Annotated in this window: 12 protein-coding genes and 1 pseudogene; 6 read left to right on the top strand and 7 right to left on the bottom strand. The window is 70.2% G+C overall.

Annotation, left to right across the window (positions count from 1 at the left end; genetic code table 11):
* Positions 1 to 617 precede the first annotated feature (617 nt).
* Complete coding sequence (locus tag AC4PWQ_RS04245; protein ID WP_371152817.1) at positions 618 to 842, bottom strand: hypothetical protein; 225 nt, start codon at positions 840 to 842, stop codon at positions 618 to 620.
* 132 nt (positions 843 to 974) lie between these two features.
* On the opposite strand from AC4PWQ_RS04245, the gene AC4PWQ_RS04250 reads away from it, so the two are divergent.
* The 3 genes from AC4PWQ_RS04250 (at position 975) to AC4PWQ_RS04260 (ending at position 4,847) form a co-directional block, all read left to right on the top strand.
* Positions 975 to 2,828 carry an AMP-binding protein gene (locus AC4PWQ_RS04250; protein WP_492089844.1) on the top strand — a complete coding sequence of 618 codons (1,854 nt, stop codon included), beginning with the start codon at positions 975 to 977 and terminating at the stop codon, positions 2,826 to 2,828.
* A gap of 453 nt (positions 2,829 to 3,281) precedes the next feature.
* Complete coding sequence (locus AC4PWQ_RS04255) at positions 3,282 to 4,277, top strand: 1,4-dihydroxy-2-naphthoate polyprenyltransferase (protein ID WP_492089845.1); 996 nt, start codon at positions 3,282 to 3,284, stop codon at positions 4,275 to 4,277.
* Between the two features lie 27 nt (positions 4,278 to 4,304).
* A complete protein-coding gene (locus tag AC4PWQ_RS04260) occupies positions 4,305 to 4,847 on the top strand; it encodes a PLDc N-terminal domain-containing protein (protein WP_371152820.1) in 543 nt (180 codons plus the stop codon).
* Between the two features lie 30 nt (positions 4,848 to 4,877).
* Here AC4PWQ_RS04260 and AC4PWQ_RS04265 read toward each other — a convergent pair whose 3' ends face one another.
* From AC4PWQ_RS04265 to AC4PWQ_RS04275, 3 genes are all read right to left on the bottom strand, one after another.
* Positions 4,878 to 5,558 carry a histidine phosphatase family protein gene (locus tag AC4PWQ_RS04265; RefSeq protein ID WP_371152821.1) on the bottom strand — a complete coding sequence of 227 codons (681 nt, stop codon included), beginning with the start codon at positions 5,556 to 5,558 and terminating at the stop codon, positions 4,878 to 4,880.
* Positions 5,559 to 5,567: 9 nt separating this feature from the next.
* Positions 5,568 to 6,164 carry a MarR family winged helix-turn-helix transcriptional regulator gene (locus tag AC4PWQ_RS04270; protein ID WP_492089846.1) on the bottom strand — a complete coding sequence of 199 codons (597 nt, stop codon included), beginning with the start codon at positions 6,162 to 6,164 and terminating at the stop codon, positions 5,568 to 5,570.
* A 105-nt stretch (positions 6,165 to 6,269) separates the two neighbouring features.
* Positions 6,270 to 6,368: a 30S ribosomal protein bS22 gene (locus AC4PWQ_RS04275; RefSeq protein WP_003792170.1), complete on the bottom strand. Its 99-nt coding sequence runs from the start codon at positions 6,366 to 6,368 to the stop codon at positions 6,270 to 6,272.
* A 283-nt stretch (positions 6,369 to 6,651) separates the two neighbouring features.
* Between AC4PWQ_RS04275 and AC4PWQ_RS04280 the strand changes: the two genes are divergently transcribed.
* The 3 genes from AC4PWQ_RS04280 to AC4PWQ_RS04290 all read left to right on the top strand — a co-directional run bounded on the left by AC4PWQ_RS04280 (position 6,652) and on the right by AC4PWQ_RS04290 (position 9,889).
* Positions 6,652 to 8,028, top strand: a complete 1,377-nt coding sequence (locus tag AC4PWQ_RS04280; RefSeq protein WP_492089847.1) for a TrkH family potassium uptake protein — start codon at positions 6,652 to 6,654, stop codon at positions 8,026 to 8,028.
* 166 nt (positions 8,029 to 8,194) lie between these two features.
* On the top strand, positions 8,195 to 8,860 hold the full coding sequence (locus AC4PWQ_RS04285) for a potassium channel family protein (protein ID WP_371152825.1): 666 nt from the start codon (positions 8,195 to 8,197) through the stop codon (positions 8,858 to 8,860).
* A gap of 609 nt (positions 8,861 to 9,469) precedes the next feature.
* Positions 9,470 to 9,889, top strand: coding sequence for a hypothetical protein (locus AC4PWQ_RS04290; RefSeq protein ID WP_492089848.1), 420 nt, complete (start codon positions 9,470 to 9,472; stop codon positions 9,887 to 9,889).
* A 17-nt stretch (positions 9,890 to 9,906) separates the two neighbouring features.
* On the opposite strand, the gene disA is transcribed toward AC4PWQ_RS04290, so the two are convergent.
* The 3 genes and pseudogenes from disA to AC4PWQ_RS04305 all read right to left on the bottom strand — a co-directional run.
* The gene (disA, locus tag AC4PWQ_RS04295; protein ID WP_371173772.1) at positions 9,907 to 10,980 is read right to left on the bottom strand and encodes a DNA integrity scanning diadenylate cyclase DisA; all 1,074 of its coding nucleotides are present in this window, start codon (positions 10,978 to 10,980) and stop codon (positions 9,907 to 9,909) included.
* A gap of 175 nt (positions 10,981 to 11,155) precedes the next feature.
* Entirely contained in the window at positions 11,156 to 12,550 is a 1,395-nt protein-coding gene (gene radA / locus AC4PWQ_RS04300) for a DNA repair protein RadA (protein WP_492089849.1), read from the bottom strand.
* A gap of 146 nt (positions 12,551 to 12,696) precedes the next feature.
* Positions 12,697 to 12,947, bottom strand: a pseudogene (locus AC4PWQ_RS04305) (hypothetical protein); the annotation flags it as partial.

The following is a 12,947-nucleotide window of genomic DNA, read 5'->3' on the forward strand; positions in this document are numbered from 1 at the left end:
CCCTGCCACACCCACAAGCCTCGGCCACTAACCCAAACCCGACACTCAGGGCCCCAGCTCGACGTTTAACGCCCCAACTCGACGTTTGACGCCCCAGCTCGACGTTTGGAGCTTCAACTCGACGTTTGGTGCCCCAGCTCGACGTTTGGTGTTCCAGCTCGACGTTTGGAGCTTCAACTCGACGTTAACCAGGGGCAGAACGTCGAGTTGAAGACCCCAACGTCGAGTCCAAGCCACGAACGTCGAGTCCCAACAACCCAGTCGCCCGCCAATGGCGCAGGGGCTGGTGGTGGAGTCTGGGTGGCGAGTCGTGGCGGTGCGCCCGCCAACGGCGCAGGGGCTGGTGGTGGAGTCTGGGTGGCGAGTCGCGGCGGTGCGCCCGCCAACGGCGCAGGGGCTGGTGTCACCAGGGGCCGGGCCCTTGACGCCCCAACTCGACGTTTGGTGTTCCAGCTCGACGTTTGGAGCTTCAACTCGACGTTAACCAGGGGCAGAACGTCGAGTTGAACACCCCAACGTCGAGTCCAAGCCACGAACGTCGAGTCCCAACAACCCCAGCGCCGTCGGACACAAAAAGGTGCCGGGCAGGAGCCCTCCAACTCCTGCCCGGCACACATTCAGAGGCTGCCAACTAGCCCTGTGACAGCCAAGAGCAGTTTGCCCACCAGCCGGGTGATCCCGTATACGAGTGCGATCAGCGACGTGGCTGATAGCGCCAACGCGAACCACGAGATCGGCTCCCTCAAACCGTCTAGCATTCGCGTTTTCCGTTCGGTCTCTTTCCCTGACTGGCCGGGCTCGCTTGAGAGGTGATCTCGCGGCGAAACCTGGGGCCTGCTCATGAATTAATTCTGGCCCCGACCCGTTCGACGCGTGATCCACCCGATGGCCCTTTCTGTGGCGCGCGTAACTAGCCCGTTTGGGCTACGGGGGTCGTCCCACGGGATGAGTTTCGCGCTGGATATGCTGTCGGCATGTCTTGCCGCCCCCTCCTGGTGCTGCCCGGCCGGTGCAGTGTGGACGACGTTGCCTCCCTTACCACCGCGCTGCTGCCGCTGGTTCGCGCCGGGGTGGACGACGTTGCCTCCCGCCCGGTGCTAGGAGCGGACCGGCGGCGCACCGGCGAGTTGCCGGTGGTGTTCGTGCACGATCCTGCTCTTTCGTCCCGGGAGGTTGCCGGCCTGCGCGAGCGGATCGAGTCCGGGTTGCCCGGGTTGCCCGGTACGGACGTAGTGGTGGCGACTTCGGGTTCCACCGGTGTGCCTCGCCTGGTGGGGCTATCTGCACGTGCGCTGACCCTGTCCTGTCTGGCGACGCTGGAGCATCTGGGTGCAGGGCCCTCGCCGACGCTGCGGCGAGGGGCGAGCCCCGCCGAGGGATTCGGCGGGCCGGGAACGGACCCGACCTGCGGCCTTCTCCCCACGCCCACCGGCACGCCTGTGGCGCCGATTGGCTCGGCTCTGGTCAGGACGGGTTCGGGCAGGACGGGGTCAGACAGCTCGCCTTCAGGCAGCCCGGTGGCGGCAGCCTCCGCCACTGCCGCCTTGCTAACGGACGACATCACCGCCGGCGACGGCGAGGCTGGCGCCGGCTACCGGCAGGTCGGCGCGGGTGACGGGAAGGCTGGCGCCGGCGATGGCTCATTGCACTGGGTGCTCGCGCTGCCCACGTTCCACGTGGCCGGGCTGCTGGTTCTCTGGCGCGCCTTGCTCCAGGGCGCGCGCCCGGCGGTGGTGGACCTGACGGGGGGATTCTCCCCGACGCTCCTCAGCGCCTGCCTGGGGGCCCTGCCTACGGCCACTGCCGTGGTGTCCCTGGTGCCCACCCAGTTGCAGCGGGTGCTGGAGTCCCGGGCGGATTCCGCCGCGCTGTCCAGGGCCAGGACTGTCCTGGTGGGCGGAGCGTCCCTGGCCCCCTCCCTGGCCGCGGCGGCCGCCGCGGCCAGCATCAGCGTCACGACCACCTACGGCATGACGGAGACCTGCGGCGGCTGTGTCTACGGCTCCGTCCCGCTGCCCGGAACCCTGGTGTACGTGGAACCCACCGGCCCGGTCAGCGCCAAAGGCCCGGGCTCCCGGGTCCCGCTGGCCATCGCCCCGGACTCCCCGGCCCCGCCGACCATCACCCCGGCCCCCTCGACTACCCCGGGCGCGGCCGGTAGCGAGCCGGGAGCGCCCGCAGCTGGCGCCGACCACGACGACGCCGTGGTCGGCCGCATCTACCTGCGGCCGCCCGCGTTGGCAGAGGGCTACCTGGGGGAGGCCAAGCTGACCGAGGCGGCCTTTCCCGTCGTCGTCCCCGTGAGTCCGGGCGCCCCCGGGCCGCTGCCGACCAGCCCAGCTACTCCGCCCGCCCCAACCGCACCCGCCTCCGACCGGTGGCACCGCACCGGCGACCTGGGCAGCTGGGACGGCCACCGCCTGCGCGTGCTGGGGCGCGCGGACGACCTCATAAACACCGGCGGGGAGAAGGTTGCCCCCGCTGCGGTGGAGGAAGCCCTGCTGGCCACTGGGCTAGTTGCCGGCGCCTGCGTGGTGGGCGTGCCGGACGAGCGCTGGGGCCAGGCGGTGGTCGCCCTCGTCTCACCAGCGGCCCCGACCCCCACCGCAGCCCCTCTGCCCGCAGACCAAGCTGCCGCCCTAGAGCGGCAACTGGTGGCCGCCGCGCGATCGTGGCCGGCGGCTTGGCGGCCCAAGCGCATCGTCGTCCGGCCGGAGCTACCCCTGCTGCCCGGCGGGAAGATGGACAGGGCGGCCTGCAGGGAACTGGCCGCCGCGCAGGGACGCGCCGCCCCGCCCAGCGCGACTCGGGACGGCGGCGGGCAATAGCCGCCGCACGCCCGCGAGGGCATCTGAGTCCGGCGCGCTGCTGCTCGGCGGAAGGAGAGCCCGCCTGGCGTCTCGGTGGAGGGATAGACCGCCTGCCGCCCCGGCGGAAAGATAGCCCCCTCGCCGCCAGGGGAGGCAAGGAGCACCGGGGGCGCGCGAACCACTCGCGCAGAGGGTGTCGGCGACCGATCGGACGCCGCGCCAGCGCAGGTCCCTGCCGCGCCCCAGCCAGGTCCTCACCGCCCGCGTCCCCGCCGCCCGCATCCTCGCCGCCCAGGTCCCCACCGCGCGCCGCTCAAGTCCTCGCCGCCCAAGTCCTCGCCGCCGCGCCCAGCCCAGGTCCCCACCGCGCGCCGCTCAAGTCCTCGCCGCCCAGGTCCCCGCCGCGCGCCGCCCAAGACCTCGCCACCGCGGCCGGGCGGCCTAGACTGGCCCGGTCAATGAGGAGGAGAGATGGCTAACCTTGGGCTCTGGATTCAGGGCGCCCGGCTTCGCACCCTGCCGCTGGCGTTGGCCCCGGCCCTGCTTGCAAACGGAGCGGCCTACTTCAGCACGCTGAGCACCGCGTACATCGAGGGCCACGGCGCGCCCGCCAACAGGCTCACCCCCGCCCTGGCCCCCTCCGCGCCCGGGCTGCCCGGCCCCGCAGCGCCCGGCCAGGACTACAGCCAGCCCTACTTTTGGGCCGTGGCCGTGCTGACCACGCTGGTGGCCCTGGCCCTCACCGTGGGCGTGAACTTCGCCAACGACTACAGCGACGGCGTGCGCGGCACCGACGACGTGCGCCTTGGCCCCGCCCGCCTCACCGGCGGCGGGCTGGCCCGCCCCGAAAAGGTCAGGGCCGCCGCCTTCGTCTCCTTCGGCGTGGCGGCGGCTGCGGGCCTGGCGGTAGTGGCGCTCTCCGGGCACTGGTGGCTGCTGTCCCTGGGCGTGGCCGCGATCGCTGCAGCCTGGTTCTACACGGGCGGCAAGCGCCCCTACGGCTACGCCGGCCTGGGCGAGGTGGCCGTCTTCATCTTCTTCGGTCTGGTGGCCGTGCTGGGCATCCTCTACGTGCAGCGCGACTACCTGGTGGCCGGTGACCTGTGGCTCGCCCTGCCGATGGGCGCCTACGCCTGCGCGGTGCTGATGGTGAACAACATCCGCGACATCGCCACGGACACCACCGCCGGCAAGCACACCCTGGCCGTCCGCCTCGGCACGCGCGGTGCCCGCTGGGCCTTCACCGCCCTGCTGGCCGTCCCGCCCCTTGCCGCCGTCATGACCGCGCCGTTCAGCACCGCCTTCCCTTTCGCGGTCCTGCTGGCCCTGGCGGCCGCCGTCATCGCCCTGCCCGTGCTGCGAGGCGCGCAGGGACGCGACCTGATCACCGCCCTGCAGCGCGCCTCCGCCCTCACCCTGGCCTACTCCGCCACATGGGTGCTCCTGTGGGTGTTCGCCGCGCTGTAACGGCGCCTTAACGCCTAGGCTTGGGCCATGCCTCGCATCGTGCTTTACCTGCTTCCCCTGGTCCTGACCATCTACGCCCTGGTAGACGTGGCCCGCACCGAGGACGAACGCGTAGGTGGCATCCCCCGCCTGGTCTGGTTCATCGTGGTGGCCCTAGTGCAGCCGGCCATCGGTGCGATCGTCTGGCTGGTGGTCACCAAGGCGATGCCGCGCATCCAAGCCGAGCGCGACTCCCGCGACCGCAGCGGCTCCCCCGCCGGCGCCTCCCTGGGCGCGCTGGTGGGCTTCCAGCGCCGCCACGAGGACGAGGCGCCCGCACAGCTCGCCCCCGACGACGACCCCGAGTTCCTCTTCCGCCTCAAGGCCGAGGAGCTGCGCCGCCGCCGCGCCGCCCAGGACGCCGCCAAGAAGGAGCAGGCCCGCCGCGACCTGCTGCGCCCGCGCGGTCAGGCCGGGACGGACGACGCTGCCGCCGGCCCCACCCATCAGGATCCCGCTGCGAGCGGCGGCCACAACGAAGCCGGCGCCCCCGACGACCAGGACGGTCAGGGGGGCGCCGACAAGAGCTAGGAGGCGGGAGGAACGTCGTCCCCCTAGCCCTTACCCGGACTGGCCGGTGTTCAACGCCGCACCGGAACGGCCCGGCACCATGTCGCTGGCCTGCGCCACCAGCTCGGCGGCCGGCTCCCAATAAGACAGCCCCACCAGGCGCCTGCCCTCGAACGTCAAAGAGGTGAGCGAGGCCAGCGCGCACTGCCGCTTGCGCGGATCGTGGGCAAGCCAGCGCTTCTCCAGGAACAGGCGCGTGGCCCAAATCGGCAGCTGGTGGGAGACCAGCAGGGCCTCACCGCCCTCCACCTGCCCCAGCACGTCCCGCACCACTGCGGTCACGCGCTGCGCCTGCTCCCGGTAGCTCTCCCCCCAGGAAGGCTTGAACGGGTTGCGGTAGTACCACCAGTAGCGGGGGTTGGCCAACACCGCGCGGGAACGATTGACCGGCAGCCCCTCCAACAGGTTTCCCGCCTCAATCAGGCGCGGATCGGCCTGCAAAGGCACCCCGAAAGCGTGGGCCGTGGGGGTGGCCGTCTCCTCGGCCCGCTCCAACGGCGAGTGAATCACGGCGCGAATGTCGTGGCCGCCGGCCACAAGGACGTCGGCCACCTGCTGCGCCATCGCCTCCCCCCGCTGGGACAGGTGGTAGCCCGGCGCCCGGCCGTACAGCACACCCTCCGGGTTAAACACCTCGCCGTGACGCATCAAATGAACAACAGTGCGGGCCATGACCGCCTCCTAACTCCGCTTCGGGGCGCACACGCCCGGCACCAAGGCCTCCATGATCTGCGCCAACTGCACCAGCTGCGCCGCAGTGAGCCGCTCCACCAGGCGCTCGTGCACCGCGCGCAGGTGCACCGGCGCCACCTCCGTCAGGTACTCCGCGCCCCGCCGCGTCAACACCGCGATCACCCCGCGCCCGTCGTTCTTGCAAGACACGCGCGTCACCAGTCCCCGCGCCTCCAGGCGATTGACCGTGTTCGTCAGGCGCGAGCGAGAAAAAGACACCAGGTCGGCCAGCTCCGCCATCCGGCGCCGGTGCCCCTCGGCATCCACCAAGGTCACCAGCACCTCGTACTCGCCCAGCGTGATACCGCAGTTGGCCTCCAGGTTCCTGTTCAGATCGTCGTAGAGCGCCAGGGAGCCGTGCAGCAGCCCACGCCAGGCCGTGTACTCGGCCTCAGAGAAGTGCCAGTGTCCCTCCACCGCGCTCGGATCCAGACCGAAAGCAACCTGGTGGGCCTGGCACTGCTCCTCCGTGTGCTCCCACGGCAGCAGGTCGGCAGCGTCCAGCCCCTCGCCAGAAACACCGCGTGAAACGTTCCTAGTCCCCACCGGCACACCCCGCTTCCATCACACCCTTGGCAGTCTATCCCGTAGACCTACCCCACCAACTGGGACAAAAGCAAAGGGCCCGGCAAAATGCCGGGCCCTAAGAGCTCACTTCTTGTTGCGACGCTGGTGACGGGTCTTGCGAAGCAGCTTGCGGTGCTTCTTCTTCGCCATGCGCTTGCGGCGCTTCTTAATGACGGATCCCATTCGTACCCTCCTTCGATAGGCCAGGTGGCAAGTCGCGCGCAGCGATGCCACACGCCTGATGCGCGATCATACCGGGAAACACCCACCCGAAGCCAAAATTAGCGGCGTTGCGTCAAGCACTTAGCGCCACTGCCCCCTAACGTCGAAGACGAGTATGCTCACGCGTGCCCCGGCTCTCGCCCCCAAAACCGCAAAATGGCGGCGCGGCAGCGCACGGGGCGGCAGTGCGGCAACGTCGGCCCCTCAGCCGGCCCGCCCGCACAACGGCGGAAAGGAGGTATCGGTGCGCAAAAGAATCAAGGCGCTGACCAGGCGCACCCGCGATTTCATCGACGACGTCGCGCGCACCTCCCCCGCCCGCATGACCCTGGGCGTCTTCGCCACCGTCATCACCATCTCCACCCTGCTGCTGTGGACCCCCTTGGCCACCCGGCACGGGCACCGCCCGCCCTTCATCGACGCGCTCTTCGTGTCCACCTCCGCCGTCTCCGTCACCGGCCTCACTACCGTCGACACGGTGGAGTACTGGTCGCGCTTTGGCCAAACCGTCATCATGCTCTCCATGATGGTGGGCGGCCTGGGAGTCATCACACTGTCCTCCATCCTCAGCCTGGCGGTCTCCCGCCACATCGGCCTCACCCAGCGGCTCCTGTTTGCCTCCGAGGCCAGCTCCAGCCGCTTGGGGGAAGTGGGAGCCTTGGTCAGGGTGGTACTGATTGCCTCCTTGGCGGTGCAGTCGATCTGGTTCGTCTCCCTGTTCATACACTTCCAGGCGCTAGGCCACCCCACTGGCGATTCCGCGTTCTTCGCCGCATTCATGGCCGCGTCCTTCTTCAACAACGCGGGATTCTCCATCCTGCCGGAGGGATTAGAGGCCTACGTGGGAGACTGGGGAATGACCATCCCGCTGGTGCTAGGCACCAGCATGGGAGCCATCGGATTCCCCGTCCTCCTGGACGTGCTTCCCCGCTGGCGCACCCCCCGGAAGTGGGCCCTGCACTCCAAAATCACCATCACCTTCTTCCTCAGCCTCAGTGCGCTGGGAGGATTGGGCGTCTGGTTCCTGGAGCGCGACAACCCGGCCTCGTTTGGCAATCTGACCTGGAACGAGGCAATCCAGGCCGCCCTGGTCTCCGGCTTCAACGCACACACGCTAGGACTTTCCACCGTGCCGGTGGAGGACATGGATTCCGCCACCTGGCTGCTGCAAGACGCCATCATGTTCGTGGGAGGTGGCTCTGCCTCCACCGCCGGCGGTATCAAGGTCACCACGCTGGCGGTCCTCATCTTCGCTATCGTGGCCGAAGCGCGAGGAGACAGGGACATAGAGGCATTTGGGCGCCGCATTCCGCCCTCCACCGTCCGCCTGGCCGTGTCCGTGGCCCTCATGGGCGCCCTCCTGGTGGGCACCGCCACCCTGACCCTGCTCATCCTCACTCCATTCAGCATGGACATGATGCTCTACGAGGCCATCTCTGCCTTCTCCACCACCGGTCTGTCCACCGGTCGCACCGGCCAGCTGCCCACCAGCGGCAAGGCCGTGCTAGTGGCCCTCATGTACCTGGGCCGCACCGGCACCATGACCTTGGCTGCGGCATTGGCAATGCGTCAACGCCGCCGCGTGGTGCGCATGCCGGAGGAGGCCCCGCTCATCGGTTAATGCGCGCCCGGAGGCGGACTACTGGGCTTGGCGGCGTCCGCTCTGCGGCTTGCCGCTTTCGCCGCCCACTGGTGCAGGTAACTTTCGCCGCGCCGCGCCGTGCGCCACAATTGCAGCGTGACCCGCGCTGCGGGCTCACCCCACCACTCTAGGAAGGCAGGCAGCCGTGGCAGACAAGGCACCCGGCTCGGGCACCCTCGTAATCGGACTGGGCCGTTTTGGCTCCGCCGTGGCCGTGACACTTGACCGCCTGGGGCGGGAGGTGTTCGCGGTGGAGCGCGACCCCGCCAAGGTGCAGAAGTGGTCGGGGCGCCTGGCCCTTGCCGAGGCCGACGCCACCAACCTGGAGGCCCTGGAACAGCTGGGTGCCCGTGAGTTCGCCTCAGCCGTGGTCGGGGTGGGGTCGTCGCTGGAGGCCTCCGTGCTCACCACCGCCAACCTGGTGGACCTGGGCATCGGCTCGATCTGGGCCAAGGCAACCAGCCGGGAACACGGCCGGATCCTCAAGCGCATCGGCGCCCACCACGTGGTCTACCCCGAGTACGACGCCGGCCAGCGCGCCGCCCACCTGGTCTCCGGGCGCATGCTGGACTACATCGAGATGCAGCGCGAGGGCTTCTCCATCGTCAAGATGCGCCCGCCGCGTGAAACGCACGGTTTCACGCTCGCGCAGTCGCAGATTCGCACCAAGTACGGCGTGACCGTGCTGGGCGTGATGAGCCCCGGCGAGCCCTTCGAGTACGCCTCCAAGGACACGATGATCCAGCCCAACGACGTCATCATCGTCTCCGGGGACGCCTCTCTCCTGGAGGCTTTCGCGGCCCGCCCGTGAGCGTTACCCTCGGGCTGGGTCAATCCGCCCGCCCGGTAGCAAGCCCCTGCCTGCGCCCCATCCGCGCGGCAGGGGTTTGCGCTGCGGCCCCTCGCCCGGCACCGTGACCCCGAGCGCACAAGAGCGAGTTCGGGGTACATCCGACCGACCGGTGCCATGGCACCAAGCGGTCACATGTACCCCGTTGCAGCATTTGCGAGCCTGGGGGCCAGGGCCGTGCGACCGTCATCCACGACGAGCCACATTCGCCGCCCGGAGTTCCAATCTCCCCTTCCCTTCCTCCGATAACCTGGAAGATGAAGGGAGGTAGCTCACATGTTCCGCTCGCACAATTCGAGACGAGTTCTTACCGGCATAGCGCTCCTGGCGCTTGTCCCCCTCTCGCTTTCCTCCTGTGGCAGGGGCTCCGAGGCCCGGCCCGACGGGGAAGGCCACACCACCCCACCCGCTGCTTCCGCTGCGGCTCCCACGCAGACCGACAGCCCAGCAGCCACCGCTCCCGGTGAGGAGAGTCCTGCCCCACCGGCACCAACCGACCAGGCGCCACCGGCCCTCACGCGAACACCTGAGGCACCACCGGCTCCGCAGCCCACAGCGGCGCCCGCGCCTGTGTTCGACATTCCCCCGGCCGCCCAGCCGCCCCAGTCGATCCACAACCCTGACGGTGTAGCCGTGGCGATCATCGTTTCCCCGTCCGGGAACATCTGCTGCGACATGTTTAAGGACTCCGCCCTCTACTGCGTCGTCAGCTCTTGGAGCACGGACAAGCCCTACGGACTGGATGACCTGGGACGTCCCGTCATGCAGGTGTCGCTAGAGGAGGACGGCTCGCTCTACGCCTCCGGGCGCGGCGACGCGCCCGCCTGCGCCGACCTCTACGGCACCGCACCACAGGTGCTCGGCTACGGGCAGAGCGTCAGGTACGGCGACGGCGTCTGCCGCTCCGCAGAGACCGGCATGTCCTGCTGGAACACGGTGTACAAGAAGGGCTTCACCGTGAACCGGGACGGCTGGACTGAGATCAAGTAACCGGCCCCTGGCCCGGGTCACACGAAGCGGTCGATGACCGTGACCTGGGCCAGGCGGTCTAGGCCGTCGTGCACCGCCCGGGCGCGCAGCGGCCCCACCCCGTCCACCGTGAGCAGGTCCTCCTCGCTGGCCGCGAGGATGGCGGGCAGCGGCCCGAGCTGGGCGATGATGGAGTCCGCGACCACCGACGGCACCCGCGGGATGCGGGCCAGCATGCGGTGACCGCGCGGGGTGACCGGCAGGTCCAGCCCGAGCCCCTGCGGGTCCTTCCACCCGAGCGCCCGCGCGACGATGCTGAAGTCCACCAGCTCGGAGGAGTTCAGCCAGGTCAGGTGGGACTCGGCGGCGCCCAGCTCGCTCGGGTAGGCGACGTAGTCGCGCAGCACCAGGGAGCGGTCCCTGGAGACGCCCCGGTTGAGCTCGTCGAGCTGCAGGGCGACCAGGCGGCCGTCCGTGCCGAGCTCCGCCACGTAGTCGTCGATCTCCGCGGCGATTCGACGCACCATCTCCAGGCGCTGCAGCACCACGGCCACGTCGCGGATGGTGACCATGTCCGTGAACTCCAGGGCGGTCAGGGCCCTGGAGACCTCCTCGAGGCGGGTGGTGTAGCGCTCCAGGGTGGCGATCGCCTGGTTGGCGCGCCCCAGGATGGCGGTGGAGGGTTCCAGCACGTGCCGTTCGGCGCCCAGGAACAGGGCGACCACCTCCATGGACTTGGAGACCGTGATGACCGGCAGGCCGGTCTGGCGCGCCACGCGGGCGGCGGTGCGGTGGCGCATGCCCGTCTCGGTGGTGGGGATGGCGGTGTCAGGCGTGAGCTGCACGTTGGCTCGCACGATCCGCCCGCGGGAGTGGTCCACCACCACGGCGCCGTCCATCTTGGCCAACTCGCGCAGGCGGGTGGCGGAGAACTCCACGTCCAGCTCGATGCCGTCGGAGCACAGCTGCGCCACCTGCTCGTTCCAGCCCAGGACGATCAGCGCGCCCGTTCGGCCGCGCAGGATGCGCTCCAGGCCGTCCCTGACCTCGGTGCCAGGCGCGACGGCGCGCAGCGCCTCCTTCATGGTCAGTGCACCCGCGTGCTCGCTCACCCTCTGCCTGCCCCCTTCCCAAAACACTGCGGTAAAGCCTATGGCCGACGCCCCGCCGGCCGCCCTTCGGCACGGTTACGATTCCGCATCCACCGCCCCAAACCCCTCGTCACATTCCCTGCGGGACCTGCCGACTAGGCCCCGCACCGGCCCTGCCGACTAGGCCCCGGACCGGTCAGCGCGCGCGGGCCAGCCCCACCTGCGCGGCGGCGTCGGCCAGGGTGCCCACCTCCACCACGTGGCGCTGGTGGGCACGGGCCACCTTGGCGGCGGTGCCGGCGGGCACCAGGATGCGCTGCTGCCCCAGCCGCACGCCCTCGGCCACCCGCTGGGCGATCATGGGCACGGGGCGCACCTCCCCGGCGAGCGTGACCTCGCCGATCGCCCCGGTGCCGGCGGGCAGGGCGACCTCCCGGGCGGCGGACATCACGGCCAGGCAGACGGCCAGATCCGCCGCCGGGTCGCGCAGGCTGATCCCACCCACGGTGGCCAGGAACAGGTCCTTGTCTCCCAGCCGCAGCCGGCCGGTGCGTTCGGAGACGGCCACGAGCATCGCGCAGCGGGAGGAGTCCAGCCCGGAGACTCCCCGGCGCGGGTTGGGGACGGTGGAGGCCACCGTGAGTGCCTGCACCTCCGCCAGCAGCGGGCGGCGGCCCTCCACGGTGACGGTGAGGCACACCCCCGGCCCGGCCTGCCCGTTCTGGGACCTGAAGAGCGCGGAGGGATCGGGCACCTCCTCCAGCCCCGCGTCGGTCTGCTCGAAGCAGGCCACCTCGTCGGCCGGACCGTAGCGGTTCTTCACGGTGCGCAGCAGGCGCAGGGAGGTGTGCCGGTCCCCGTCCAGGGAGAGCGTGGTGTCCACGACGTGCTCCAACGCGCGCGGCCCGGCCACCACCGATTCCTTGGTTACTTGCCCCACCAGGCAAAGCGGTACCCCGAGTTCCTTGGCCACCCGGGTGAGGGATTGGGCCACGGCCATCACCTGAGCCACTCCCCCGGCGCGGCCTTCCACCTGCACCGAGGCGATGGTCTGCACCGAGTCCACGATCACCAGTTCCAGGCCCGCAGTGTCCGTGATGAGACCGATCACGGCACCGAGCTCGGTCTCGTCGCTGAGCAGCAGCCCCGGGCAGTTCGCGCCTATCCGGCGGGCGCGCACGGCGATCTGCTCCACCGATTCCTCGCCGCTGACGTAGAGGACGCTGCCGCCGGAGGTGGCGCACACGGAGTTGGCCACCGTGAGCAGCAGGGTGGACTTGCCCGCGCCAGGTTCGCCGCTGAGCAGCAGAACCTGGCCGGGCACCAGGCCCCCGCCCACCACGCGGTCGAACTCCGGGCAGTCGGTGCTGAGCCTGGTGGCGGGTCCGGCCAGGATCACCTCCGTGACCGGCTTGGCGGGTTGGCGTGGGGCGCTGACCTTGACGGGCGCCTGCCCGCCTGCGGAGAGCGCCGCTGGGGCGGCCTCCTGCGCGATGGTGCCGAACTCGCCGCACCGGGCGCACCGCCCGGTCCACTTGACGGGCTTGGCGCCGCAGGCGGAGCACCGGTACTGCGTAGCGTTTCTTGCCATGCCCTCACGTTAGCGCCCGCCACCAACATTGGTTGCTCGCCTCCGCTCGGGCCGGTTCCTGCGTGGGATAGCCGAGGCGCCGGCCTTGCACCGGCGCCGCCGCCCAACGCGCGCTGCCCGCACTGGTACCGGCAGCCGCGCCGGCGCTACTCCAGTACCAGCACGTGCTGGCCGCCGATCTTCTCTCCGCTCAGCATGAGCTGGACCACGTAGGTGCCGGGCCGGGACTCGCCCACCGGGGCGCAGCCCTCTGCCCGCACCACGCCGTCCCAGGACAGGCTGCCCTTCCAGCTATCCCCGGCCTTGAGCAGCAGCTGCTTGGTGGGGGGCTGCTCCCCGGCACACACCAGTGAAGCGGCGCACGAAAAACGTCTATGGGTCCCAAGAGACTCGTTGT

Source organism: Buchananella sp. 103232 (assembly GCF_058725725.1).